This window comes from Brevibacillus sp. AG (genome assembly GCF_028369215.1).
Taxonomy (GTDB): Bacteria; Bacillota; Bacilli; order Brevibacillales; family Brevibacillaceae; genus Brevibacillus; species Brevibacillus porteri.
The window spans coordinates 313,182-339,330 of record NZ_JAQMYO010000003.1 but is presented as its reverse complement, the minus strand read 5'-3'; the positions used below and the strand labels follow the sequence as shown (position 1 = coordinate 339,330).

Below are 26,149 nucleotides of genomic sequence, written 5' to 3'. Positions count from 1 at the left end.
TTGATCAACATGTTCATAAAAGGCTTATCAATTGTTCTAACAGTAGCAACGATACTCTTTGGAACAAGTGGATTCGCATTGGCTGCAAGCCCTGAAATCCTCCTGAAAAGCACAGCAGCCCCAGCTCCAGAAGAAATCAACCTCCCGGAAGGCGCCGCTCAAATCGTGGCTGCTTTAGAAGAGCTGGAGCCCGAATTAAAAACGTTGACAGTGCGAACCGTTAAACTGAGGACGGGTAATGAAGTAGTCTTGTACATGAGTCATCCAAAAGATGAGTACGTTGGAGCCTCTCTCGTTTTTGATAGGGAAACCGGGGAAATGCTCAGCTATAACGCAGCCCTGGAAATTTGGAATGCTAAAGGGAGAGTAACGGACGAGGTTTTATTGCAGCGTGCAGAAAAACTTTTTCTCGCCGTACAATGGTCAGATAAACGGAAAATGACAGGTACTCCTAAATTATCGCAAATTGAGGAGAAGCGTCCCGAGATAGTCAGATTTCGGTACATAGAATATCCTGCTATGCTGAATGGTTTGGAAGTAGATAGAGGGATCCTGACTGGCATATACATGATTACGGATTACGAAGGTCATCTTGTAAGTTTGTCTTTTCATCCACTTGATTTGGAAGATACCAAGGTTCCTGATCCAAAATCGGCATTGACACCAACAGCCGTCACAGAGCAGTTATTCACCCCCGATCATTTCGACTACGGATATGTTCAGGAAGGGAGCGGCGGCAAACCGAGTATACAATATGCATGGAGAACTTCACCATTTATAGATGCTGTAACAGGAAAGCAGATTGAAGCGCCTAGCGGATTAGAGATCGTAGACGATGGAAAACGAAATCCTGTCAATGTGAAGAACATTACGATCACTCCAAAAGAGAACTCACTTATTGTCTCAAACCGGGCTGATGCAGAGAAAATTGTTACGAATTTGTTTGGAACAGATAAAAAGCTCACGAATATGCCCTATGATGCAAGGAATAGTTGGGGAGACTTCGTTTATTCTTGGACAGATCGTGGTGGGGTGGATATTCTCCTTAAGGTGGACGAATCTACTGGACAGGTTATCAATGCTATGGATTGGACACGAAAGGAAAACCTATTTACTCCATTGACGAGGGAAGAAGCACTAAAAAAAGCGATTGCCGTCCTTGAATCGTATGCTTCGATTTCGGCTAATGAATGGCAAGTAGAGATATTCGATCCATATAAACCTGCGGTGTTGGCCGACTGGATGATGGAATTAAATAAGGTTAAGGAAAGACATACAGATAATTATTCCTTCAGGTTTCATAGGCTCCAAAATGGTCTGCCTGTGCTCGATCACAATTATTGGGTCGTGATCGAAATGAAGAGCGGCCAAGTCGTATATTTCTCTCCAACTATGCCGAACAAGGAAGGCGGACTTCCAGTACTTAAACCATCTGTGACTGCACAGCAAGCTGCTGACCTGGCAGCAAAGAATCTTCCGCTCAAGCTGTCCTACTTCTGGCCGACCTACAATGGCAAAAAATCTCCTTATCTTCAGCTCGTCTATACAATTGATACCTATAAGGGCTGGCCAACCGTAGATGCAGTAAGCGGGAAGTTTGAATGGAGCAATAACCTAAAAGAAGTAAGGCGACCATAAATCGCCTTACTTCTTTCGGTTTACTTTCCTACTTTATTCTCAAGTCCCGCCTGAATTTGTTCCAGGACGGATACAGCCTCGCGCTCATTTCGCTCAATCGCCTGCAACAACGCAATAGCCTGCTTACCCTGCTCCGAATCGTTCGGCTCGCCTCCAGCCGGGAACGGGAAGAGCTTGCTTAACGTGTCAAAGCCATCGGCAATCGCCCCGTACAAGCTAGCCGCTTCTTTCATCAGTGGGCGAACCTCATCTAACACAGAATCTGTCCACGTATCAACGATTTCGCTCCAGAAAAGAGAGGCGTAGCGACGTGCATCCCCGTTCACCACGGTCGTATACGCGTTGCCATTCGACTCAACCGTTCCCTTTTCATAGGCTTCCTGCCAAGCAGCATAGGCCGCTAGACCATTGACGCAGCTCGCGTCCTGCGGTTCTTCTCCACGATAATGAACGAGTGCAGATTGGAGGGCATTTGCGAGCATCGTGCGTTGATCGATTGGAACCGCACGGTCGATGGCAAGGACAAATAGCTCCTCGAGGATACCCCGTCCCAAGTTTTCATAAGGAATGGTACTGTCGTTTCGGCAGTTATCTCCTGCGTAAAACACTCTTTTTTCATCATCATAGCCGTAGATCAATCCGAACTCTGGCATGAACAGGTCCCAAGCAAGCACAGGGTGCCCTTTGTCGATGGAACGGTGAACCAGCTCCAATGCTTCTGGCAAGAGGACAGACAGCTGTCGCTTCTGGCGTGCTTCCGGGCTGAGCAGCGAAGGTTCTACTTGATTTGCATTAATGCTTGGTTCGCAGGAAAGATGATACGAGGTGACGGCACGAGATTCAAAGCCCATGTTTTTCAAACCCTGCTGCAAGACCCGCTGAAAGTGAAACATCGTCGGACCCGCAATGTGGATATTTTCAGGGACGATTGTCAGGCGAAAGGCATGCCCGCTCAGGCCAAGGATCATCGGCAAAGACATTTTTCGATCGGTCGATTCTACCAATCCGTATAGTGCTGCTGCGCAAGTAATCCAAGTAGGCATAGTGAATGCTTCTGGTTTATTTAATACTGCTTGTTTCATACTCCCCGCAACCTTTCTCGTCTTCATGTATTGATCAACAACGACACGAGTTTTTTCCTGAATCAGTTTTTTGCGAGAACGCGATAGCACTTGGTAGACATTCGCCTGGGACATCTGGAACATGTGGGCGATCTCATGAGGGGCCAAATGGTCAAAAAAATGAGATTCCACGATGCGTTTCTCCCGAGGATTGAGGCAGTACAGCAGGCTCCTGATCGTCTCAAACAGTTCACGCCGCACCATGACCTCTTCGGGATTGGTGTTCTGCGCAGAGTGTGACCAAGACCGTCCCAGCCTGTGCAGGATACTATCGAGGTGCTCCCAGTCAGTCGGTTCCTGCTCATACGTCTGTTTGCCTAGACTCGAGAAGACGGTTTCCCTTTTTTGCGGACCCTTCGCCAGACGCGTGTATGCTTGATTGCGCACAATCCGATGCAGCCAAGGGAGGAAACGTCGGCTATCCACCAGTGTTCCAAGGTGCAAAAAGGCGCGAATGAGAGCATCCTGAACGATGTCTTCGGCAAGAAAGGCTTCTTGTGTATACGACCGTGCATAGCCGTATACTTTGGAGCGATGACGCCTGACCAGCTCGCTAAACGCTGCTTGATCTCCGGCTTTTGCTTGCTCTACCAAAGTCTCGTCGTCTGTCTGGTCTTGTTCTTCTTGAGTCTTAGGCTTGATAACCAAGTGTTCCATCGCAAAAACTCCTCGTGATTTGTTGATTTACTATGTAGACTTCTGGTTCACGGATTATCTGACACGGGATGCGAAAAAATTTCGGAGTTTTTTAAATCGTTCTGTCTAGTGTATCAGACAAATAAAGGCAGTGGTTTTTCCAATGGCAGATGACAAAGCAATTTGTAACAATTTCCACTCTCCCCTATAATGAACGTACAGGAAGAAAAAGGAGGATGGAAGTACATGAAGCTCATTTCTGTTGCAGGAGAAAGTGTGGCACCTGGAAAAGGTGGATCACCGTCTGATACATTTGATCGTTCCATTTCTACGTGGCAAGAAGATGGTCAAGAAAAAACAATAACAGTCACCTATGTGCGTTATTTTGGCAAAGTGCTCGCTGAGCGGGGCATTTACGATCAAGAGGCAGAAGGTGTTCCTGTCAGCCATTTGGTAGCAACGCTGTATCTAGAAAAACATCCAGAGGCAAAAGAAACCCGTCATTATATTAACGATACGGAGTCTTTCGTCGCGCTGTTTGAAGACTTTTCCCTGACAAAGTGGAAAGAGCGCTATCCGTTGTAGGATAGGAGAGTTACAGCTTTCAAAGTCAAAAGATTCTGATTCGCCAAAGACACATACGGGTAACTTTTGTAAGGGCATGCTAAGGGCACCAATTATTGGAGGGAATTAGCATGCTTTCTATTTGGTTGCCACTGGTGCTGACGTCTTCTGCACTTATTTTTGGTGCAATACCTTCGCATGTCCCTACGACTTCCTCGGCAGCGAGGATGGTTGCTGTACAGGAGTTTGATGCGTTTTTGCAGGACTGGAAAAACGGGCAGACGCTTGCGAACCTGCGTCATCCGCTTTTTGACCTCACGGAAGTGTCAGCGGTGTCAGGAATGATGGAGATCATCCGTTTTTCGGGAGAGGCACACGGGCAAGCGGGAGAAATCACCCTTTCATTTTACACATTGGAAGGCGACCAGGTCTTTTCGCCCCCAGGCTCCGTGTCTGTCGCGCGAGTCGATGAGAAGCGGCGGGAATTCCAAGTCACTGGCGCTATACCGAGGGTTTTGCGTGGGCGGACGGGTGTCGTACAGGTAACGTTTACGGGAGAAAAGCGGGCATCGTACTTACTGAAGGTGCGATTCTAGTGAAAATACGGGAGAGGAGGGACTGCTGTTGATTGAGGTCAAGGATGTTAGCAAGCGATTCAAGGAAATCGCAGCGGTCCAGCATGTATCGTTTCGGGTCGAGGCAGGCGAGGTATACGGACTTCTCGGAGAAAACGGTGCGGGTAAGACAACGACAATGCGCATGATGGCGACAGTTTTAACCCCGACCGAGGGAGACATCGAGATTAGTGGGTTTTCCGTTCGACAGCAACCGCTTGAAGTGCGCCGCAGAATCGGCATTTTGTTCGGGGGAGATGTGGGTCTTTACAGCCGTTTGACAGCGCGGGAAAATATCGCGTACTTTGGTCGTCTATACGGATTGGAGCAAGCAAGGCTTGAGGAGCGGATTCATAGTCTGAGCCGGATGCTTGAGATGGATGATTTTATCGACAGGCGAGTAGGGGCCTTTTCCCGGGGAATGAAGCAAAAGGTAGCGATTGCCCGGACGCTCGTACACGATCCCGATGTCATTTTGCTGGATGAACCGACGACAGGACTGGATGTAACGGCTGCTACAATCTTTCGAAGAATGGTCAGAATGCTGCAAGAAGAGGGGAAGACGATTCTGTTCTCCAGTCACAACATGGGCGAGATTAACAAGCTGTGCAAAAGGGTTGCGCTCATGCACAAGGGTAAGCTGCGGTTCGCCGGAGGATTGGATACGTTGCGCGAGCAGTTTGGGACAGAGGATCTGGACGACATTTTCATGGCTGTCGTGGAAGGGAGCGAAGGCTGATGGGCTCGCATGTCGTTTGGACCGTACTGAAAAAAGAACTGATGGACTTGTTTCGCGATCGCAAGGCGTGGATGGGGACGCTTCTGGTGCCATTGCTCGTCATTCCGTTCGTCTTCTTTTTGTTGGGAACATCCTATAGCAATGTGGAAAAAGAAGCGAGGGAGTACATCCCGTTAGCTGTTCAAGGATCATCCTCAGTGATTACGTCTTTGCAAAAAAATCCTGCCGTTCAAATCCTAGAGCCAGCCAATCCGGAGCAAGCACTGCAAGCAGGTCAACTGCGCGCCATTTTGACGATTCCTGCTGGCTTCGATGAAGAGATCGCGGCGGGAAAAACAGCAAAGCTATCAGTTGCCTATGACTCCACCAATCAAAAATCTGTCTATGCCCGTACGTTGATCGAGCAGACAGTAGAGGCGTACAGCAAAGACGTCGTAGCGAAAAGGCTGAACCAAGCGGGCTTGTCCGAGCAGACGATTCAACCGATTGTCTCCACCTTTCAAAATGCAGCCTCTGAGGAAAGGAAGTCGGGAGGGATGCTGGCTGGCATCATTCCGTTGATGTTGGTAGTCTCACTCGCATCCGCGGGAATGGCCGCAGCGAATGATCTCGTCGCTGGTGAGAAAGAGCGGGGAACACTCGAATCGCTGTTGACGGCGCCGATTGCAGCCCAGCACATCCTCACGGCAAAGCTGTTGGCTGTCATGACCATGAGTACCATGGGGGCAGTAGCGTCACTGATTTCTGTCACGCTGGCCATGCGCCTGGGACCAATGGGGACGGAAGGAGATCATTTTACACTCGCCTTCTTCTCGCCTGTCACTTTGTTGGTGCTCATCGTGACTATTTTGTTGTTGGCGGCGCTCTTTGCAGGGTTGGAGCTTGTTTTGAGTACGGTTGCCAAGTCTTTTAAAGAGGGGCAGACGTACATGAGTGCTGTCATATTTTTGGCGATGGTTCCCTCATATATGCTGATGCCAGTCAGTCCGGTCGACATCCCTACACATTACTACGTGATGCCCGTGTTCAACGGTGTCGCACTGTCCAAGGAAGTGTTTTATGGCAAGGTCGACCCGATGCATGCACTCCTGGGGATTGGCTCCTTGCTTGTCTATGTGGTTTTCACCATTTTTCTCGCGTCGCGCATATTCCGCAGAGAAGGGGCGGGGTTGAAGCACTGATCGTAAAATTTTCAGACCTGTCGCATTACTCGTCGCTGTCATTTCGAGAAAGCTGGTGAAATGTTGTGAATCCGCTGTATGTCGGTGTGTTCTATATTTTCGGATCGGCTGCTGGCTTTGGCGTCATGTCTATTTTTGCTGTGTACGCCTACGAAGCGGGTATGTCTGTTTCAACGCTCTTGTTTTTGCGGTTTTTATTGGCGACTGCTCTGTTTTTTGGTTTGTTGCTCTGGCGTAAGGAGTCGCTTCGCTTGGATAAAAGACAGGTGCTCGCCATGTTTTGTCTCGGCGGGATTTTGTACACCCTGCAATCCCTTAGCTTTTTCTCTGCGGTACAGTATATACCGACCTCAATGGCGGCCTTGCTGCTGTATACATTTCCGGTGTTTGTTGCCATACTGAGCTACTTCGTCGAGAAAGAGCGATTGACGAAAAAGACTGTCATCGCCATGCTGATCACACTTGTTGGTCTTGGACTGGTGCTCGGCTTGTCATTTGGCGGGATTCAGCCGATTGGCGTGCTGTTGGCGCTTGCAGCGGCATTGTTTTATTCCGTTTATATTGTGGTGGGAAATCGAGTGGTAAAAGGCGTCTCGTCCTATGTAACGTCTGCGTACATTGCCCTGTTTGCTACCATATCTACCTTTTTCATTGCGCTAAAAGACGGAGGTGTCGACCTCTCTTTTGCGGTACAAGGGTGGTGGTCGCTGCTGGGGATCGTCGTTTTTTCTACGGTGGTCGCTATCAGTTTTTTCTTCCGCGGCTTGCAACTGATTGGCTCAACCAAAGCGTCGGTGCTAAGCACCCTGGAGCCTGTGGTCACGTTTGGGTTTTCGGCGTTGTTGTTTGGCGAAGCTTTTAGCCTGCTCCAGTTGTTGGGGGGATGTGCAGTGCTCGTCGGTGCTGCGCTGATTGTTTCGGGGAAAGGCGGCGAGCCAGAACTGGCATCCAGGCAGGCTTCTTCATAAGGCTATTCCAAAAAGACGCTCTTGCTGTGAGGATTCACATGCAGGAGCGTCCATCTTTTTATAGTGGATTAGGATTCGTTCATTTGTGAGCGGATTAACCAGCCTGCACCGTACACACCCGCATCATTGCCAAGTTGAGCCGGAACGATCTCTGTGGACTCGACGACATAGGTGAATGGAACAAAGCGTTTGAATGATTCGCGGATTCGGGAAAAGAGGAAGTCACCTGCTGCGGCCACGCCTCCACCAATCATAAACTTCGCGGGATTCAGTACATTCGCCAAATGAGAGAGCGCGAGACCGAGATAGAGTGCCACTTGATCGGTAATGGCTAGAGCTGCTGCGTCTCCTGCTACGGCGGCCTCGAGGACATCCTTGGCGGCAATGTTTCCGTTGGTGGCTAGTACAGCGGCAAGCGCCGGGCTTGATCCGTTTGTAGCTGCAAATCGCCCTTCCCGAATGATGGCAGTCGCAGACGTATATGTTTCGAGACAACCTGTTTTGCCGCAATTGCAGGGGGCACCGCTATCCGGGGTCATGGTGATGTGACCGATTTCGCCGCCAACACCGTTGATGCCATGGATGACCTTTCCATTCAAAATGACGCCTCCACCTACACCTGTGCCGAGTGTGATGAGAACGAGGTCTTGTGCCCCTTGGCCTGCTCCTTGCCACATTTCCCCGAGGGCTGCGACATTGGCATCGTTGTCGACCGCGACTGGCAGACCTGTAAGGGCTTCCAATTTTTCCTTTAATAAAACGGGTTGGCGCCAGTGAAGATTCACCGCTTGGAAGACGATTCCCTTCCCGCCATCGACGGGACCGGGTACTCCAACACCGATTCCGCAGACTTGTGAAAGAGAATAGTCATGCTGCGCAAGAAGATCATGAGACATGTCTACGATTTTTTGCAAAATGCCATCCTCGCCGTTCGCAACAGGCGTCGGTTCTTGCATTTTAGTAACCAGCTCGCCTTCTGGCGTAATCAAAGCCATCTTGATTGCAGTGCCACCCACATCTACTCCCACGATGATCTTCTTCACAAGCGTCTCCCCTATCTCCTTGATTTCCATCTTTTTCTATCTTATCACGCTATATGGGGCATAGCGATTCCCAAAAATGGCTATACAGGATATGATGGAAGAGAGTACCCCCGTGAGCGAGGGAAGGAAGAAGGGATCTGCCTTGAAACGAGCCAGATTAATCTACAATCCAAGCTCCGGCCGGGAGATCGTGCGTCGGCGATTGCCGGAAATCCTCGATTTAATGGAGTCGGCCGGATATGAAACTTCATGCTATGCGACCAAAGGGGAAGATGATGCGACAGAAGAAGCTGCTCGTGCAGTAGCTCGCGGTTTTGACGTCATCCTGGCCGCTGGTGGAGATGGAACCATATATGAAGTAGTAAATGGGATGGCAGAGCATAAAGCACGTCCATCTCTAGGAATAATCCCCTGCGGAACCAGCAATGATTTTGCCCGGGCGGTCGGTATACCGAAATCGATCACACAGGCGACGCAGATTGTCACCAAGGGCAAGAAGAAACGGATTGACCTGGGGCGCATCAACAACCGCTATTTCATGAATATCGCGGGTGGCGGTTCGCTAACGAATTTGACCTACGAGGTCCCGAGCAAGCTGAAAACGCTAATCGGACAAATGGCGTATTACGTCAAGGGATTGGAGAAGCTGCCGTCGCTGCACCCGATCCGTGTACGTCTGGAGAGCCGCAAAGAGGTGCTGTTGGATGAAGAAATCATGGTATTTCTCATCGCCAATAGCCGCTCGGTAGGCGGTTTTGACAACATCGCTCCGGAAGCCGATTTGTCAGACGGCAAGCTGGATGTCATCGTCGTGAAAAAGTTGAATATAGCGGAGTTTATTCGCTTGGCGACACAGGCAGTTCGCGGCGAGCACCTAAAGGACCCGAACATCCTGTATTTCCAGGCAGATTATATCAAAGCCACTTCGCCAGGTGGAGAGAAGGTTCAGCTCAACCTAGACGGTGAGCTGGGAGGACAGCTGCCTTGCGTGGTGGAAGCGTTGCCGGGGCATATCGAGTTGTTCGTCCCGTAAGAAGATAGTAAAATGAATAGCAATAGCCGTGGGGATGCCGCTATACGCTGTGCATCCCTGCATGCTTCCTGGAGCGAAAACGAAAACCTATAGAGCAAGATAAAAGGAGCAATAGATAGTGGCGAAGACAACAAAGAAGCGGCGCGGTCCGCACCCGACAGCCAAAGTGGAGCTGGACGTCCCTGTGCGTGTCGGACAAACCGTGGAAGTGGAGATAACCGGACTGAACCACGAAGGAGCAGGAGTCGGCCGGATTGAAGGATATACGCTGTTCGTGGATGGCGCACTTGCAGGAGAGCGAGTTCATGCGCGCGTCGATCATGTGAAGAAAAACTTCGGCTTTGCCAAGCTGACGGAAGTAGTAGAAGCGAGTACCCATCGCTTCCAGCCGCCCTGTCCGCTGTACGACCGTTGTGGAGGCTGTTCGTTGCAGCATCTCGCATACGAGGAGCAGCTGCGACATAAGCAGCAAATCGTACGGGACAACCTGCGGCGCATTGGCGGCTTCCAAGTCGAAGGGGAAGGGGCCATTACCGTTCATCCGACACTCGGCATGAGTGATCCATGGCGCTATCGCAACAAGGCGCAGGTACCAATCGGCGAGGAAAACGGGGCGTTGGTCGGCGGCTTTTACGCGGAGAAATCCCACTCGATCATCGACATGAACGAATGTCTCATCCAGCATGAGGCGAATGATGAAGCAGTGGCAGCAGTGAAGCAGGCGGCGACCAAGTTGAATATTAAGGCATATGACGAGGTACGCAATACCGGATTACTCCGCCATGTGGTTGTAAAGGTTGGCGTCAAGACGGGGGAAGTCATGGTCGTGCTCGTAACGACTGAGGAGCAGATTCCGCAACGCGATCAGCTGGTGGATGCGATTCGAGCACAGGTCGCTGGCGTGACGAGTATTGTGCAGAACATCAACCCGGACAAGACCAACGTTATTTTTGGTAAAAAGACCGTGACGCTCTGGGGCAGCGATGTGATTTACGATTATATCGGTCCGATCAAGTTTGCCATTTCGGCGCGTTCGTTTTATCAGGTGAATCCTGCGCAGACCGAGGTGCTGTACAACAAGACGCTGGAGTACGCGGGGGCGACTGGTGCGGAGACGGTGATTGATGCGTATTGCGGTATCGGGACGATTTCGCTGTTTTTGGCGCAGAAGTCTAAGCATGTGTACGGTGTGGAGATTGTGCCGGAAGCGATTGCGGATGCGAATCGGAATGCGCAGTTGAATGGCGTGGAGAATGCGACGTTTGAGGCGGGGCCTGCGGAGGTTGTCATTCCTGCTTGGAAAGAGAAGGGCATACGGGCGGATGTGATTGTCGTTGACCCGCCGCGCAAAGGCTGTGATGAGGCGTTGTTGACGACGATTTTGGAGATGCAGCCGGAGAGAGTGGTTTATGTGTCTTGTAATCCTTCTACGTTGGCGAGGGATTTGAAGGTGCTGGCGGAGAGGTATGAGGTGAAGGAAGTGCAGCCGGTGGATATGTTTCCGCATACGGGGCATGTGGAGTGTACAGTGAGACTTGAAAGAAAAGGTACAGTTCAATAGACTATACCCAGGCTGTCGATAAAGTCGGCAGCCTTTATTAGTGTCTACATTTTTCGTGCGATACCGCGTTAATGTTATAAGATATAGCTAAACTTTAACAGTAGGTTATCGTAATGTTACGTTCCACTGAAGTGGAAAATGGTGTAATTGTTATTATAAACGATTTAATGAATGATGGTTCTCTTAATTCAAAAGATGAAATAGAAAGAAAAATTCATTCATCGCAATTTTTTATAATATATGGTGCATTTCCTCCAAAAACCTAATTTACTCTAGCAATACTGTGCTAAAAGCATTTTTAAATCGACAGCAGCAGGTGATATTTGCGAAGCTATTAACGGTGATCAAAAAGGTCTATCTTATTTAACTCAGTATGTGGAATTTGAAGAGTTTAAAAAAAGCTACAAGAAACTGAAAAGCAGCTTATATTAGGCGTTTTAAATTAAGAGCAAATGCTATACCTTTATATGTTTACTCCCTGTCACTTCATCGAATTGCTGAATCGAAAAAAGTTGGGGGATTCATTCACATATATTAAAACTCAAGTGAACATTGCTTTAGTTTTTTATATAAAAGATAGGGAATTTTTGCGCAAAATATTTTACCCCTGATGGTGTCCTTTCTTGGCTATGTAAAGTATGAAATGAAAAACAAGCGGACAACGAATAGCTGTAATGGGTACAATAAAAAATACGTCCTTTTCGAGTTTAGCGAAGAGGGCATTCAAGTCCTAGGTGTTCGAGAGGGTGAATTTTAGCTTACTATTGTAAAGAAGTACCAACCAAATGTAACAGGAACGAAGATCAAATCCTCGTGTTGTATACAAATGGCGTATCCACAGGTGATATTCAAGACCATCTGCAGTAGCTCTATGACATCGAAATCTCACCAACACTCATTTCTAATCTCACTAACAAAATCGTTCCACTGATTAAAAAGTGGCAAAATCGCCCCTTCCAATCGGTATATGCCGTTGTTTTCTTAGTCGCAATTCACTTTAAAGTAAATCGGGACGGGGCTTTCGTCAACAAAGCAGCCAGCCTATATGGTTATTGGAATTTACCTTGACGGTATAAAGATGTTTTTGGAATCTGCATTGGCTAGAATGAGTATGCTGAATGGACATGTACTCAACGAACTGAAAAACCACAAAATCCAGAATATTCTCATTATGAGCGTCGATAACCTCCGAGCTTTACAGAGGCCATTTCAGCATGTTATCCAAAGACAGAGATTTAGAAGTGTGTCATCCAAAAATCCGAACTCTATTAAACATGTTTCTATAAGGATTTTAAGAGAGTTACAGCTGAATTAATGCTCATTTACAAGGCTCCATCGGAGCAAGTTGCACTGGGAGACCTCTTTAGTTTGAGCAAACATGGGGTCGCAATCTCCTCCAGAGATTCGAAAGCTTATCTATACGACCAACGTTCGAAAAGTAACGAAGGGGAAAGCCATCTTTCCTAGAGACGATGTTCGTCTCAAAATGTTGTATCTCGTGATCATGGATGTCTTACGAAAATGGACGGGACGAGTTGACAATTGGTGACAGTTTCTCATGCATCTATCTGTTTTCTTTGAGGATCGCGTATGACCACACATCCGTTAACAAATGAAAGAAAGGCTTTATCCCCGAGGAGGATTGACTCCTTCTAGACCAACGAGTCAAGGGGGCGCTTCGCTTCACGCCCCTGACTCGATTGGTTGCCAATAAAAGGTCCCAAGTAGGGAATGAAACCTTTTCAAATATTTAATTGATTGAGTTTACCCGAAAATCTTGACAGACCGGCTTCATGCTGCCCGATGAACCCTTCGCCCATCCTGTGACTCTTTCATATGGTCTCTTCTTTAATAGTACCATCCTCGAAAACATGTTTCACATTAATAACGTTACCCTCTCCTTTATAATAATAACTAAAAGTACTAACCTTTTCGTTATTATCAAATTCTACAAATAGCTGACCATCGAGCATCCCATTTTTCAAACCCTCTAGATCAACAATGTCAACATTCATTTTTTGTAGTGTTGTACCTCTCGGAATAAATTTATATTCTGTATTATTAGTAAAATCAAACCTCCATATTACTATATTCCTTTCAGAACTATTAACTTGCTCGTATTTTTCTCCAAACACCTCTTTTACTTGTTTAGCATCCTGCCCAATAGATAGCTTTGTGTTTATCAAATCGATTTTTTGGGGTTTATCATTACTCTGTTTAACAGGGACATTCGTCTCTTCTTCTGGTTTTTCTTGCTCTTTAATTTGAACTGCTTCCTCTTCATAACTGCTGTTATCTTGGGTCCTAGAATCGGTTTGAACACAACCAACGGTTAACAAGAACACACAAACTAGTAGAAGCATTAACAATAGGAATTCTCTGGATTTTAACAACACTATCCCTCCTTACATAAATTGTAAATAGTTTTTTCCTCTTTAATTAATTCTTTAGTTTTTCATTCAACGTAAAATGAAGACATCCTTCTCATTTAGTATACTATTTGAGCTTCTTTACCCAATAGTCTGACAAACAATTACCCTTTTAAATCATCCCCAAAAGCATTTCACAACCCGCATAAATCCGAAGTAATTTCCCTCTGAAAAAATGCCCACCTGGCTGATGGAAATGTCTCTGATTTCTTCTAATAGCAGTATGCTTCGTTTTGTGATAAATAAATTCTCTTGTAAATCCATGGCTTCAACGAAATAAAAACTATCGAATTAGATCTATTGTATAAGAAATATGACAAAATATCCTTTTTTACCCTACAGCAATTGTTAATTTTCCAAAATATAGTGTATAATGAAAATGGTGTAGAATATTGGAAATATTATACATTAATACTATTTCAAGGGGAGTAAACATGTTAAATCACAAAAAAACTGTAGTATCTCTTGTTGCCACTGCCGTATTAGCTATATCTATACCTCTGAGTGCATCAGCAGCATGGTCAAATGTAAAGGCAGTCCCAAAAATTGGATGGGAAGGCTCTAAAACATACTATAAAGCAGTTGCAACTACAACTGCCAAAATTAAAGGAAGCAAAGGCAGTAACGAACAATTATACTTAGCAGCTGAGCTTGCTAAGGATGCACAGTGGTATGATAGTAATACTGGATTGTATGAATCAAGTAGTGGTGAAGTAGAAGTGAAGAGTTCAAGAGAAGTAGATGCAGCTGAATGGAGAAATATAGGATCAGCAGCAATTTGGGACAAGAAAAAATTGGATTACATTGAATTTCATGAAATGGTAGATTTGGTAGACCACCCAGGAATCAAACCTGACAATATGAAACAATTAGCTGCCTATCAAGAATATAAAGATAAGGAAATTTCCAACCATTTAACAACCATTTACGAAGAGATACAAAATTCATTAAATATAAATACGGATGAGTATGATCTCTTTCAACGTTTTGATTTTACAATGGAAAATTCCACATTATCAATGAATGAGTATGGTAAGTTTATCAAGGCATTGCATGAATCAATTTACCAACCTAAAAAAATTGAAAGTGGTGATTCTATTCCGGGCATTTACTTACACCATGATAAATCTGAGATTTTTGTAGTATTTAAGTCTCAAGATGGTAACAATCATATTTATCAGTTCTTAAAAGACTCAGAAGGTAATTGGGACTTAGCAGAGAGCGAGGAAAGCCAAGGGAAGAAATTAAAGCAACTTGAACTTAAATCACAAGAAGAATTTATGAATGAGATATCTGAAAATTAATAATAAAACTTTAAATACCATAATTACGTATTTGGAGACTGAAAATAGCGAGTCTACAAGCAGACGCCTCTTGAAAAAGAGGCGTCTGCTGTTTTGAGTGCGCCCAGCATGGGCGATAGCTCTAGGGTGTAAGTCCCGAACGGGGGGTGGATGTACCAAGAAAGAGATGGATTATTTCGTAATAAACGATATCCAAAAAAATATATAATCAGCTTATAATATCCAGATAACTAGGAGGGGAAAGTGATGAACAGGCTTCTCTTGCATATATTAATGACGGTGTTCTTAGTTGCTGTGCCTCTAACTATTCAAGAAAATGAGGTACAAAACATTCCAAACCATTCTCAAGTAGTTTCCTATGGCACTGACCCAGGGTGGTAAAATCAGATGCTTTGTTCTTGTGTAACAAAAGCACTTTGACAACTATTGCCAAGGTGCTTTTATTCAGCTTCTCGGCACAAATATCCACAATACCTACTGAGACGAAAAGGATGCATCTGTCGAGAGCTAATCTAGGATATTACTTAGCGAATACTGCCACATCGGAAGCTTGTCTATTTTACGCAAACAACACATGTGGAGTGTACAGTGTTACTTAAATTAAAAGGGGCTTCCGATTAAGCCCCTTGCAATAGTTCGCTCATTTCCTGAGGGTGAGCAATATTGTAATGAATCTTGATAGAGCCATCTTGATGGACTTCTATCTTTTCAATTACCTGATGGAGCAATTGTTTTAGAACTTGTTCATCATCAATATCAAGCTGTGCAAACAACGCAATTTTCTTTTGAAAGGCACGGAATTGTTCTTCCGTGTCTTTTTGCGTTTCGAGAATGGTTTCTAATTCACATGTTGTTCTTCCTGATTGCGTTGATTTTGGGCATTAAACTGCTCAAGGGTAAGAAGTTACGGGGAGGATAGTTCAAAAGTTTTCGAGAATACCCTACATATGGGATTATTTACGAAGTTCGTGAATAAGACGTTATGCGCTATTACCGGTAAATAGTAAAGATAATATTTAAGGAGATAATTTATGAAAGGTAAGATACTCTTATTATTTTTTATTACGATAATATTTTCATCTTGTCAAAATATTAGTCAATCGACTACTTTGAACAGCGAAACTAAATCAATAATGAATTCGGAACTGCCTACTGATGTAGGGAGTACAGGTAATGGAACAGAATCGAAAGAAATAACTGAAGGTCGATCAGATCCTTCTAACAATGAAGTGTTATCCATGAACATTGGGAACTATGATTTGACTGGAGAATTTTATGATGAAATGCTTCGAAATCCTATAGATCATGATTATGAAGTGGAATTTAATGAATTTCAAAATTCCAAAGAGATTATTACAACATTGGGATGGGGGGCTTTGGAAAGCAAATATACAGAGATTTGGGATAAAGAGTTGAATCAAATATATAATAAGCTTCTTTCTAAGTTGGATAGAGAACCAAGAGAAGCACTAATTGAATCACAGAAAGAATGGTTACAGTATCACTTAAGGGAAACAAAATTTGTAGAGAAGACATTTATTAATAATGGTTACCTTGGATCACAAGGATCGGTAAGCCTAGGCACGGTTATACGGGAGAGAATTAGGGAAAGAACAATGCAATTATTTGAATATCGATATTTGCTAGATGGTGAAGTTGAGTTTTTATACCAAAGTAAAAAATAGAGTTGGAATCTTGATCAAAGGTTTTTAGGTGATGCTTCGAAGACAGTAACGGCGCATAACACTGTATTCACGCTGCGGGGCTACCACCCCTACTGTCTACTCGTCACATGTGGAGTGCTGTACACTGTTAGTACGGAAAAATTAAAGCTAGATGCATTGGTGTCTAGACCCTTCCTAAATGTGGAAGGGTTATTTCGTAATAAATTTGATTCATAATGGAAGCGATAAGACTCTTAAGATATAAAGGGTGGAGTAATGTGGGAGATTGGAAAAGCATTAAAATAAATGGAATCGCAAAAATAGAAAAATTCGTGGCAGATGAAAGCTACCATCGTAACACTGAAGGTGGGCAGTACTTAACACACAAGCAGTTTTCTGAGATAAGTATGCCCACAGTTAAGAATTTGAAAAAAGGATCTTTCAATGTTTAAGTAATATTGATACCAAAAAAAGAGATCAAATTATTGATGAAAACAAAATAGAATACTTCTCTAATTCCCCTACGCTCGCCTCGTAACAAAGGTTAAACATCCCCAGTTACCATAATTTTTAATCCTAATTTACCTACCTTCGTTTTCTGCTATCTTTCCAAATATATTTTATTTTCAAAAAAATCAAAAAATTATTGACAGTCAGAAAATTACAAGCTATCATTACCAGTATATACCATACATTCGCGAATATGGTATAAATAACAATTTATCGGAGGCATTATTATGAAAAAAATTACTGTGCAAAAAACCGAGCCTGTAAAATTGACTTCAGTAGCTAACACAATGTACGACTGCACATGTGAGCAGGCATAAAGATTTGTCAGTAACATGGAAAAGTGGGGCATTTGCCCCTCTTTTTCAATTATGAAGATAGCATGACAACATCCGGGAGGAAAGTCATGAACGAAAATCGCATGATCCAATTACACCCGTTAACATTTCTGGAGGATAAGCAAGGAGTCCTGATTGGGCGGTTTGGGACGGATACGTTTGCTGTTTTTCCTGAGGATGGAGCAGCACTTGTACGAAAACTGCAAGAGGGCATGGGGGTTGCCGAAGCGCATTCCTGGTATCAAGATACCTATCACGATGAAGTGGACATGGATGATTTTTTGCAGACATTACGTGACCTGACATTTATTTGTGATGTTGAGGAAAAGGAAACGAAAGCGCAGAAAGTATCGGGGCAATGGTTGGGTAAGCTAGCTTTTTCTCCACTTGGTTGGCTGATTTATGGTGCCATCATAACCTGTGCCTTGTGGTTGTTATACCAATATCCACAGATTCGTCCGGGTCGATTAAGCATCTTATTTTCCGAATACGCCATGGTGGTTTTTCTTGGCATGACGATCGGTCAGATTCCAGGGATCTTGTTTCATGAATGGATGCACATGCTTGCCGGACGAAGACTGGGTATCCCGTCAGAACTAAGTATAGGCAGAAGAATGTACTTTTTGGTCTTCACTTCTTCCATGCCAGGTATTTGGGGATTCCCAAAACGTAAGCGTGTTCTTCCATTTTTAGTTGGAATGTTCGGTGATATTTTGTGGTATTCCTTATTAGTGATCGTTGCTGGTGCAATTTGGATAAATACAGGTGAGAAGACACTCATAGCTGCATATTGTATGGGACTAGCATTTACAACACTGTTGCGTTTCTTCTGGCAATTTTATTTTCATCTTCAAACAGATATCTATTATTTAATGATTACGATGTTGGGGTGTGTAAATCTTCAGGAGGCTACACGTTCCCATTTGAAAAATATATGGTACGGACTAATTGGAAAAAAGAACAAGATGGTCGATATGTCCAAGTATACGGAACGGGATCATCAGGTAGCGAGATGGTACAGTTTTTTTTACGCAACTGGCTGGATGATGATGACAGGAATGATGCTCTATATGATTCCGGTCGCTATTCAACTTTTAACGAATATTTTTCTCTCCATATTTACAGGAGAAGATATGAAATTCTGGGATTCCGTTGTTTTCTTGTCTATAACGGGAGTCCAGTATGGAATTGTATTTTATCTATACCTAAAAGAGCGTAGAAACAAAAGGGAAATTCGGAATTTATCAATGGAACAGAGGGGATGAGTCGAAATGAAACAATCGATTACACACCAATGGCTGATTGGATCTCGACGCAGCGACCGAGAAAAGAAGTACTTCGAAGAGCAATATTCCACATGTTATGTCAGCAATTGTCATTGCAATCTTAGAGGACCCTATACAGGTACTGGTGACCTTCTGCGCCAGATTATTCCAGAAGCTTATTCGAAATGGCCAGACCTGATTTTATCACACTGCATCGAGATCTTATCCATAGCACCAGAACTGAAAGCAGTTATTCCTGTTAGTGTAGAAACACTTACCTCTCTTGCTATTCCGAAAGAGAGAACACGTTATTATTCGAAATTGCGTACACTTCGCATGTCGAATGGTTTGATCGATCTTTTATTGGCATTAGCGAATCGGGAACGAATGGGAAAATTGACCCTGGTTTTTGAAAATGTGCAGGCCTGTGATCAACTTGATGCAGAATTTATAAGTACACTTCTGCGTCGTGCGAAGTCTGACCTGATTCAGGTGATCGTAAGTTCAAGTGAAATAGCGGAAAAGGAAGCCCTGAAAAAGGCGTTACAAACGTATACGGAGCCTACTACTATTCTTTCTGACATCGAACAAGATAGGGGGATAGTAAATCTATCTGACGAACAGCGACTTGAGCTAACGAAACGATACATATTTTCTGACTGCACATCAGATTGTGAGCAGGAATTGCTCGCCTATGAAGCAACTCCTATTGAAATTCGTCAGAGCCTTCACGAAGAGCGGGCAGAATCTCTTATAAAAGAAGAGCAGTGGTCACTGCACTTAGGCGCCATTCCGTTTCATCTGGAGCGCGGTACTTCTGAGAAATCAGCAAGCGAAGCGTTGTTTAAAGCAGTTAGTTATAGCATTAACATGGGTTTTTACGATGCGACTATCGATATGAGCCTACGTGGCCGGAAACTGACGAATTGGAGCAGCGAATTTGATAATAGCCGGTATTTTACAATGAAAATGGCTACGTCTCTGGCTGCATTGGGTGAAACTGATGATATACCGACGCTTTTAGGAGAAGTGTACGCAAACACTGATGATTTTAGAGTTCATATGCAAATTTCATATGGATTTTCGATGTACTATACGAGGCATCACCGAGAACGAGAACACGAGAAGGCGAAAGAATGGATACAAAAAGCCATTGATTTGGCAGAATTGATTGAAGATGAAAAAGAACGTGCATTTCAACAAGTATTTAACCAAAATGGATTGGCTTTAGTAGAGTTACATATGGATAATCCTGAAGAAGCGCTTCGATTGGTTACGGAAGGATGGCAAAGGTTAAATCAGGATCTTGCTCCTGATGAACATATGTTGCATCGCTCGGTGTTGCTTCATAATAAAGGGCTGATTTACGTAGCTTTAAAAAGGTTTGAAGAAGCAGCTGAAACATTTAGCCAAGTGATACGGATTGATTCCAATTATCCAGAATATTACTTTGATCGTGGAAACCTTTATAGCCGAATGGGGCGACTGGATGAAGCCATTGAAGATTATAACCAAGCGATAAAGCTTAGTCCTCCGTTTCCAGAGGTTTATTTCAATCGAGCTACTGCCTTCAATCGTCTTGGAGATGTGGAGAAAGCAATGGCGGACTATGACTACTTGCTTGATATAGACCCCGAAAATCTTGATGGATTACTTAACAGAGCTACATTATTGTATCAAGTGGAGAAATTCGAAATGGCCCGAAAAGATGCTGAATTCGGTTTAGAAATAGAGCCTGATCATGCGCGGCTCCTGTGTACACTAGGTTTAATTGAAATGTCGGATGGCAATAATGATCAAGCACTAAAAACGTTTACCGCTGCCCTAAACAAGGATAGGGAAATGATGGCCGCTTGGACAAATAGGGCTGTCCTGTACTATGAGATGGGGGAGTATGACAGGGCCATAGCTGATCTAACTGAAGCTATTGCACTAGAGAAAAATGCAACCGTCCTTTACAACCGTGCATGGGTCTATGAAGCACAGGAGGAGTGGCAATTATCCATTTCCGATTATACAGAGGCCTTAGCGTTTTCTGATGCAGACGAACAAGATATTTACTATCGGAGAGGTTTGTGTTTTATCAAAATGGGTGATAGGGAACTTGGCACGGAAGATTGGAACAAGCATCTCATGTTTGGAGAATCACCGCATGTGAATGAAATGATGCAACTGTTACCCTCCCTGTTCGTTTCGAAATAATGAAATATTTTGTGGACAAGGGAGGACTTTTCCCATCAAAGGCCACGTGGTATAGGGCAAGCAATGTGAGGAGCATCCAGTAACGGCTATTCATTTGAATTAGGAATAAGAAAAAGAAAAACGGCTGAAGCCCTTAATAAAAAGGATTTCAGCCGTTTCTTTTCCCAACTAATTAAATGTAATACCGCCTGTTGGATTTAATGTCGTTCCACCAATTTCAACTTTAATTTCACTAGTTAATGGAACATTGTGTTCATCAATAACGGTTCTCCACCACTCCCAAGCAAGGCCGGTACATTCTTTCGCAAAAATCCTTATATTTTTTGCATTAGGCGGCAGAGGAATGACTGTATTGAAAGGAGCTGTTCTGTCTTGGTTGCTTCCTTCCCACGTCTTATGTGTTAGTACTTCTTCACCATTTTCATCATAGGAAACTTCATCCCAGGAGACATCAAATTGAGCGACATACCAGCCATAGTGACCAAGGGATATTTTGCCTTTCGAATATTCTGTAACTGTAGTCTCAATATAATCTGTATTGTTATGAACGGCAGCAATTGCATTATCTTTTAAGAAAACACTTGTATATGAGATTGGGTATGCTGGGTTCTTTAGGCTAAATTCCGCATTATCTTTAATGATATTCCGGATTTCACTAAAGTCTTTTGTAACGACTTTGTTATGCTCTTGTGAATCTCCGCCTAATACGACAGCTGTAAAGGAACTGTCTTCATAAATATCCTTATACTCGGCATTCGTTTCTACACTGCCTTTATTCTGAAGCAAGGCTTTAAATGCTGCTTTTACGTCTTTGCTCTTAGAGGTTGTTTCTAATTTCACATAAATGGTTCTACCATAAGCTACATTTGATACCATTACAGGCGGGGATTGATCACTTACCCCTTTACGTTTTAAATCTTTAAAAGTAACACTATCCTCAAAAAGATCGGATGGATCGTTAGGCAGTTCCGCACTTACCGTATAAAATATTTGTTTATATGCCGCCACCATCACTTTTTTCTCTCCACTAGAAATCGCATTAAAGTCAATTCCCAATGTAGAATCAAGATATTTAGCGTTAACATTTAGAGCACTTCCGATTTGAGATTTGCTATAAACCATTGATTCTGCATACTGCAATCGCGCAGGTAAAGTATGTGTTGCTGAATACTCATCGCTCCATTTAGAAACAAGCTCATCTACTGCTCCAGACACATTTCCGTATGTTGGATTATCCACAGTAATTGAATTTTCCTTTTTCAAACCTGGTAAATCAATACTAATAGTCAAAGGTTTTCTTGGTACGAGTAATAGACTAGGTTTATTTTCTGTAAAAGCTTGATTGGCAAGTTGTAATGCTCCTGGGTAAGTGCGATTAGTCATAGAATCAATAATGGAAATATCGACTGGAGAAGTTGCAAGTGACTTCTTTTTACGTTCGATGACAATAAACTTGCCTTTTGGATTGATCCCTTCTTTTGGAACAAAACTATCTATCTCATCACCACTTACTGCTAAAACTTCGTCATTATCATAGTCTAAGTCTGCTATACCGGTATTAATGTCATCGGCGTTGCTTGATTCATTGACTGAACTAGAATCACCTGTTTCGGCAAAAGAGATAACTGGATAATTTACAGTAGCGAAAATAACAGATAAACTAGCGATTAATTTGAAAATTCTAGTATGATTTCGTTTCTTCATAAGATATCCTCCTTTGAGATGTGAGCATAACTTCAATTTAATATGCTCACAGTAAATATTTTCCGGAATACTAACTATATCGGTCGTTTCTGAAATAATCTTTAGATTGAACCAGAAAAAGTATATGGTGGGGCATATCTTACAGCTATGGAAGCCATTTAACAAATAGTGTACAAAAAAAAATAGCCGTTCGATTAGAACGACACTTTGGGTGAGTAGTTATGGTTGAGGAGTAGGCAGCCTAAATAGGCTGCACGTTAACGACAAAGATCGTGCAGCCTATGAAATCGCGCAACAGGTTGAATACATCCGGGGTTTGTGTTGCCGAATTAAAGTATACGTATCCTGTTGATCGAATCGGTGTAAAAGGGAAGGGAGCCGTGGCTTACAAGCATGTAAATGCAATAATTAACCGTAAATCAAATCCAGTTTGTCTCCAAGACCTCCCCGTCCATCTAAACCCTGCAACCGATCTAGAACCTATAAAAACGGGGAAAAACCAGAATTGCTCTCCATTTACAAGCCAAAGATACGTAAAACGAAACATACATCTTTCAATTGCCCTTGGATCACCTCTAAAGGGAGCGGGTTGTGGGGGGATGAACGATGGGGGAGGAGTTAACGGCTCTGGTACTTGTTGTGCTCCTGGCGGCTGACCCGGAGGTGGCCGAAATGCCATGAAAAATCACTCCTTTTACAATGAATTCTCAACAGTGTATGTTCAATCCAAAAACAATGATTGGGCAGGCCACACCTATGGATGTGACTAGCGTATGATACGTAGCGAATCATGCATGATCACATTCCCGCGCGAGCTTATAAAAAAACTGCCCCTTTTTTCGCTTGGGGCAGTGTAATGTCTGGGCTGTTTTCGCCCATAACGTTAAAAAGTATTATATACATTTTCACATTCTTTCGCGGTCGGCTCATAAAAACAATGAAGCTTGTATCGTCCTACGTGCGGCTGATTATACCAGGTTGGCGGACAAGGCAGGGGATTTTGCGCCGTTCCCGGACGAAAATACCAGAGGGAGAATTTGCCTGGCCAATGCCGCTCCCCATTCACAGCCCGTCGTGCCAGACGGCGTTCTCTATCTCTAGACCTTTGGTAGTACATACCATGTTGCAGAGCTTCAAACGCATGCGGCTGGTTGATCATTTGGGGAATGGTTCGGATTCCTTTAAAATCGGAGCAATTCGCTCTTACTCGGTTAACGCCAACATTTCCAACAAGGAGCATACCCATTTCGCCTTCACCCACAGCTTCGGCTCGAAGCAACCTTGCCAACATGTCAATATCACTGCTCCTGGCTTTTACGACTGCCATCGGCTCACCTCTTTAGATTGTTCTAGGCACATTATATTGTAGATGAAACGGATATGTTACGCTGGCTTTTCAACGAATAGAAAAAGCCGCCCCCTCGCAGAACAACGAAGAGCGGCTACCAAACTAAGAACGATCTTTAAAAATCCCAAACGGACGACCAACAGGAAGGAATACTCTACCAAAGTGATTATTCAACACCGCTGCCCCTGCACCGTAGAAGGAGAGGAGAGCGATTCCCATTTCAGCATAAGCAGCCATTGGTTTGAATACGCCAGAAGCAACGCCAAAAGCATCAAAAGTCAGGCCCACGAACAAAACGTCGATCAGGACGAAGATAAAGAACAATACTTTGTGAGTCTCCATCGATCCAATCGTCATCAGAATGGAGAAGATGAGATATCCAGCGAAGGCAAAGCCGAGCTGTGCACCGTCAGCATTAGCAGCGAGTGTCTCACCGAATACACCGAGTTTCACAAGCCAACTGCTTGCCGTCGCGAACCAGAAGAATGCATACGCCCCAAAAGCGGTCGTCCCGAATGTGTTGTTGTGCTTCGCATCGAGGATAGAGGCGTAGAGTTGGGCAAAAGCACCGAGGAAGATGGCCCAAGGGATCACGAGTCCAAGACCTTCTGTCAGCCCAAGTTTTTGCGAAGAAGCTACGAACGTAACGATAGCCAGTCCGAACAAACCGATCGCGCTCGGATCGGCTGTGACGATTTTGACGTTGGTATGTTGTTGACTGTTCATGATAGTAGTAAAAGCCTCCAATATTATCAGGGTAAACCTGTGAAAGATTTGGACCTTCTGCCGATAGCAGAGTAGCACTGATATATTCTAATCGAAAATATACTCGACGCATAGAAGGGAATTTTGAGGGGATATGAGCGAAAGTAAGAGGACTGTCTTAAGTAGAAATTGATCTTCTACCTAAGACAGTCCTCCTTGTTTGCTTCAAAGTCATCAGTCCTTATTTCCAAATGAGCGATATGGCGTCAAGCGCAAGAGATCTTCCTGTCTTTTTGGCAATTTCGATAGCGGGATCTGGTATGCCATTTCGATAATTTTGCTTGCGACCTCAGCGCCGTTGGTAGGGATAAGACGAAATCTTTTTTGAATGACCTCTTTATTTCCTAAAGCATACTCGATCTTTGGTACAATCTCTTCCGGTTCCTGGATCGATATCTGATCACTATTGGCTATTTCTCGCAGCATATCTATTTTTTGCTCGCGTTCCGCATCATCCGGCGGAAGGAAAAGCAATGGGGTTCCTGTAGAGATGCAATCTCCTAAAATGCCCATGCCCGGTTTGCTAATGACCAGACTGGCCGCCTGTACAAGGTTTTTGCCATTCGGGATGAGAGGGGCTTTGATGATTCTTTCATCGAATGGGTAATCTTCATCTGCCAATTGCCCAGCTATAACAAATCGATAGCGGCTGGCAAGTGAGTTTATTTGATCATACCACTTCACGATCTGTTCATAACGGTTAGCGAGTCCGCCCCCCATGTGAACCAAAATAAACGACTCGTTCTGCTGAAGACCTAACATGCGTCGCACTTCTTCCGGTGACTGGCTGATTTCCCTGGTGATTAAAGGAATCGGGATGTAGATGCAGTTCATTTGCGGATGGGTCTGCTTAGGCGGAATAAGATTCATGTGCAGAAAGATATCGGAGTGATTGGCGATTTCTACAATGCGATTTTTATATTCCTGCATGGGAGCTGAATCATTTTTACCGATGATAAAGTCACTGTGATAGAGGGTCACTACCTTTGTGTTTCCACCGACCTTCCCCTCACTGCGAAATCGAGGCACATCGGAGCGCCAATCATTTATTAATAGTGTGGTTTGTTTACCATCCTCGAATTTTTTGGATTTAAAGGCTTTCAACTGAACGTCATTGTGCAGGTTTTTCGCTAAATAGCCATGTGTTTCCCGAAAGGCAAACACGTGAATAGGAAGATGGTGTTGCTGCAATTTTTCCGTTATGCTAATGCATCTACCGAGATGGCCCATACCTCTGCCAACCACAAAGGAGATCATATTTCATCACCCTTTTAAATAGGTACTTTCTTGTTCCCTGTCTGTCTGGAGCTTGGACAAATTACCCCCATAACGCTCTTATGGGATAAGGTCATTACCGAATTCGAGTCGTTCCTCACAGCTTATATATTTTATGGGGATGGATAGAACATGCTCTAGTCGTATAACGGTTTTCTGATCGATCACAGAAAAAAGCCGCATTAGCGGAGGCTTGCAGCTGTGAATTGTGCTCCCATCTAGAAATAATTAGGTATTTTCATCACACAAA

22 protein-coding genes and 1 pseudogene are annotated in these 26,149 nt (G+C 44.2%); 14 read left to right on the top strand and 9 right to left on the bottom strand.

The window, feature by feature from the left end:
- Positions 1-9: 9 nt before the first annotated feature.
- The gene (locus POF51_RS10515) at positions 10-1,638 is read left to right on the top strand and encodes a YcdB/YcdC domain-containing protein (protein WP_069847512.1); all 1,629 of its coding nucleotides are present in this window, start codon (positions 10-12) and stop codon (positions 1,636-1,638) included.
- Between the two features lie 20 nt (positions 1,639-1,658).
- Here POF51_RS10515 and POF51_RS10510 read toward each other — a convergent pair whose 3' ends face one another.
- Positions 1,659-3,416 (bottom strand): RNA polymerase sigma factor, encoded by a 1,758-nt coding sequence (locus POF51_RS10510; RefSeq protein WP_271755356.1) that lies wholly within the window; start codon positions 3,414-3,416, stop codon positions 1,659-1,661.
- A 225-nt stretch (positions 3,417-3,641) separates the two neighbouring features.
- Between POF51_RS10510 and POF51_RS10505 the strand changes: the two genes are divergently transcribed.
- The 5 genes from POF51_RS10505 to POF51_RS10485 all read left to right on the top strand — a co-directional run bounded on the left by POF51_RS10505 (position 3,642) and on the right by POF51_RS10485 (position 7,461).
- Complete coding sequence (locus tag POF51_RS10505; protein WP_069847196.1) at positions 3,642-3,980, top strand: hypothetical protein; 339 nt, start codon at positions 3,642-3,644, stop codon at positions 3,978-3,980.
- A 110-nt stretch (positions 3,981-4,090) separates the two neighbouring features.
- Entirely contained in the window at positions 4,091-4,555 is a 465-nt protein-coding gene (locus POF51_RS10500; RefSeq protein WP_069847193.1) for a hypothetical protein, read from the top strand.
- Positions 4,556-4,583: 28 nt separating this feature from the next.
- On the top strand, positions 4,584-5,312 hold the full coding sequence (locus POF51_RS10495) for an ABC transporter ATP-binding protein (protein ID WP_069847191.1): 729 nt from the start codon (positions 4,584-4,586) through the stop codon (positions 5,310-5,312).
- Complete coding sequence (locus POF51_RS10490; RefSeq protein WP_069847188.1) at positions 5,312-6,493, top strand: ABC transporter permease; 1,182 nt, start codon at positions 5,312-5,314, stop codon at positions 6,491-6,493. The genes POF51_RS10495 and POF51_RS10490 overlap by 1 nt, the downstream gene beginning before the upstream one ends.
- Before the next feature lie 65 nt (positions 6,494-6,558).
- Positions 6,559-7,461 (top strand): DMT family transporter, encoded by a 903-nt coding sequence (locus POF51_RS10485; protein ID WP_069847186.1) that lies wholly within the window; start codon positions 6,559-6,561, stop codon positions 7,459-7,461.
- A 68-nt stretch (positions 7,462-7,529) separates the two neighbouring features.
- On the opposite strand, the gene POF51_RS10480 is transcribed toward POF51_RS10485, so the two are convergent.
- Positions 7,530-8,534 carry an ROK family glucokinase gene (locus POF51_RS10480; protein ID WP_170831584.1) on the bottom strand — a complete coding sequence of 335 codons (1,005 nt, stop codon included), beginning with the start codon at positions 8,532-8,534 and terminating at the stop codon, positions 7,530-7,532.
- A gap of 112 nt (positions 8,535-8,646) precedes the next feature.
- Here POF51_RS10480 and POF51_RS10475 point away from each other — a divergent pair, with 112 nt between their 5' ends.
- The 3 genes and pseudogenes from POF51_RS10475 to POF51_RS32180 all read left to right on the top strand — a co-directional run.
- The gene (locus POF51_RS10475) at positions 8,647-9,537 is read left to right on the top strand and encodes a diacylglycerol kinase (RefSeq protein WP_069847508.1); all 891 of its coding nucleotides are present in this window, start codon (positions 8,647-8,649) and stop codon (positions 9,535-9,537) included.
- A gap of 118 nt (positions 9,538-9,655) precedes the next feature.
- Positions 9,656-11,098: a 23S rRNA (uracil(1939)-C(5))-methyltransferase RlmD gene (gene rlmD, locus POF51_RS10470; RefSeq protein WP_069847184.1), complete on the top strand. Its 1,443-nt coding sequence runs from the start codon at positions 9,656-9,658 to the stop codon at positions 11,096-11,098.
- Positions 11,099-11,720: 622 nt separating this feature from the next.
- Positions 11,721-12,647: pseudogene (locus POF51_RS32180) on the top strand (IS256 family transposase); the annotation flags it as partial.
- Between the two features lie 283 nt (positions 12,648-12,930).
- Here the strand turns inward: POF51_RS32180 and POF51_RS10460 are convergent.
- Positions 12,931-13,491, bottom strand: coding sequence for a hypothetical protein (locus POF51_RS10460; RefSeq protein WP_069847179.1), 561 nt, complete (start codon positions 13,489-13,491; stop codon positions 12,931-12,933).
- A gap of 470 nt (positions 13,492-13,961) precedes the next feature.
- On the opposite strand from POF51_RS10460, the gene POF51_RS10455 reads away from it, so the two are divergent.
- Positions 13,962-14,831: a hypothetical protein gene (locus POF51_RS10455; RefSeq protein WP_271755355.1), complete on the top strand. Its 870-nt coding sequence runs from the start codon at positions 13,962-13,964 to the stop codon at positions 14,829-14,831.
- Between the two features lie 617 nt (positions 14,832-15,448).
- Here the strand turns inward: POF51_RS10455 and POF51_RS10450 are convergent.
- Positions 15,449-15,604: a hypothetical protein gene (locus tag POF51_RS10450; RefSeq protein WP_172141777.1), complete on the bottom strand. Its 156-nt coding sequence runs from the start codon at positions 15,602-15,604 to the stop codon at positions 15,449-15,451.
- Positions 15,605-15,862: 258 nt separating this feature from the next.
- Between POF51_RS10450 and POF51_RS10445 the strand changes: the two genes are divergently transcribed.
- The 4 genes from POF51_RS10445 to POF51_RS10430 all read left to right on the top strand — a co-directional run bounded on the left by POF51_RS10445 (position 15,863) and on the right by POF51_RS10430 (position 20,807).
- On the top strand, positions 15,863-16,516 hold the full coding sequence (locus POF51_RS10445; RefSeq protein WP_271755354.1) for a lysozyme inhibitor LprI family protein: 654 nt from the start codon (positions 15,863-15,865) through the stop codon (positions 16,514-16,516).
- Between the two features lie 257 nt (positions 16,517-16,773).
- Positions 16,774-16,947 (top strand): hypothetical protein, encoded by a 174-nt coding sequence (locus POF51_RS10440; protein WP_170831583.1) that lies wholly within the window; start codon positions 16,774-16,776, stop codon positions 16,945-16,947.
- Between the two features lie 461 nt (positions 16,948-17,408).
- Complete coding sequence (locus POF51_RS10435; RefSeq protein ID WP_069847172.1) at positions 17,409-18,605, top strand: hypothetical protein; 1,197 nt, start codon at positions 17,409-17,411, stop codon at positions 18,603-18,605.
- 6 nt (positions 18,606-18,611) lie between these two features.
- Positions 18,612-20,807: a tetratricopeptide repeat protein gene (locus tag POF51_RS10430; RefSeq protein WP_271755353.1), complete on the top strand. Its 2,196-nt coding sequence runs from the start codon at positions 18,612-18,614 to the stop codon at positions 20,805-20,807.
- Between the two features lie 168 nt (positions 20,808-20,975).
- Here the strand turns inward: POF51_RS10430 and POF51_RS10425 are convergent, their stop codons facing one another.
- From POF51_RS10425 to POF51_RS10410, 5 genes are all read right to left on the bottom strand, one after another.
- Positions 20,976-22,511, bottom strand: a complete 1,536-nt coding sequence (locus POF51_RS10425; RefSeq protein WP_069847167.1) for a thiol-activated cytolysin family protein — start codon at positions 22,509-22,511, stop codon at positions 20,976-20,978.
- 385 nt (positions 22,512-22,896) lie between these two features.
- Positions 22,897-23,190, bottom strand: a complete 294-nt coding sequence (locus POF51_RS32110) for a transporter (RefSeq protein WP_083261626.1) — start codon at positions 23,188-23,190, stop codon at positions 22,897-22,899.
- A gap of 204 nt (positions 23,191-23,394) precedes the next feature.
- Positions 23,395-23,838, bottom strand: a complete 444-nt coding sequence (locus tag POF51_RS10420; protein WP_017249856.1) for a cell wall hydrolase — start codon at positions 23,836-23,838, stop codon at positions 23,395-23,397.
- A 123-nt stretch (positions 23,839-23,961) separates the two neighbouring features.
- Complete coding sequence (locus POF51_RS10415; RefSeq protein ID WP_069847165.1) at positions 23,962-24,585, bottom strand: acetate uptake transporter; 624 nt, start codon at positions 24,583-24,585, stop codon at positions 23,962-23,964.
- Positions 24,586-24,798: 213 nt separating this feature from the next.
- Entirely contained in the window at positions 24,799-25,881 is a 1,083-nt protein-coding gene (locus POF51_RS10410; protein WP_271755352.1) for a hypothetical protein, read from the bottom strand.
- Between the last annotated feature and the right edge of the window lie 268 nt (positions 25,882-26,149).

What these genes read in the sequence shown, in the direction of transcription:
- POF51_RS10420 (WP_017249856.1), bottom strand. Translation starts at nt 23,838, where the DNA reads ATGGCAGTCGTAAAAGCCAGGAGCAGTGATATTGACATGTTGGCAAGG.
- POF51_RS32110 (WP_083261626.1), bottom strand. Translation starts at nt 23,190, where the DNA reads ATGGCATTTCGGCCACCTCCGGGTCAGCCGCCAGGAGCACAACAAGTA.
- POF51_RS10500 (WP_069847193.1), top strand. Translation starts at nt 4,091, where the DNA reads ATGCTTTCTATTTGGTTGCCACTGGTGCTGACGTCTTCTGCACTTATT.
- POF51_RS10505 (WP_069847196.1), top strand. Translation starts at nt 3,642, where the DNA reads ATGAAGCTCATTTCTGTTGCAGGAGAAAGTGTGGCACCTGGAAAAGGT.
- POF51_RS10445 (WP_271755354.1), top strand. Translation starts at nt 15,863, where the DNA reads ATGAAAGGTAAGATACTCTTATTATTTTTTATTACGATAATATTTTCA.
- POF51_RS10425 (WP_069847167.1), bottom strand. Translation starts at nt 22,511, where the DNA reads ATGAAGAAACGAAATCATACTAGAATTTTCAAATTAATCGCTAGTTTA.
- POF51_RS10480 (WP_170831584.1), bottom strand. Translation starts at nt 8,534, where the DNA reads ATGGAAATCAAGGAGATAGGGGAGACGCTTGTGAAGAAGATCATCGTG.
- POF51_RS10430 (WP_271755353.1), top strand. Translation starts at nt 18,612, where the DNA reads ATGAAACAATCGATTACACACCAATGGCTGATTGGATCTCGACGCAGC.
- POF51_RS10415 (WP_069847165.1), bottom strand. Translation starts at nt 24,585, where the DNA reads ATGAACAGTCAACAACATACCAACGTCAAAATCGTCACAGCCGATCCG.
- POF51_RS10515 (WP_069847512.1), top strand. Translation starts at nt 10, where the DNA reads ATGTTCATAAAAGGCTTATCAATTGTTCTAACAGTAGCAACGATACTC.
- POF51_RS10410 (WP_271755352.1), bottom strand. Translation starts at nt 25,881, where the DNA reads ATGATCTCCTTTGTGGTTGGCAGAGGTATGGGCCATCTCGGTAGATGC.
- POF51_RS10490 (WP_069847188.1), top strand. Translation starts at nt 5,312, where the DNA reads ATGGGCTCGCATGTCGTTTGGACCGTACTGAAAAAAGAACTGATGGAC.
- POF51_RS10510 (WP_271755356.1), bottom strand. Translation starts at nt 3,416, where the DNA reads ATGGAACACTTGGTTATCAAGCCTAAGACTCAAGAAGAACAAGACCAG.
- POF51_RS10435 (WP_069847172.1), top strand. Translation starts at nt 17,409, where the DNA reads ATGAACGAAAATCGCATGATCCAATTACACCCGTTAACATTTCTGGAG.
- POF51_RS10455 (WP_271755355.1), top strand. Translation starts at nt 13,962, where the DNA reads ATGTTAAATCACAAAAAAACTGTAGTATCTCTTGTTGCCACTGCCGTA.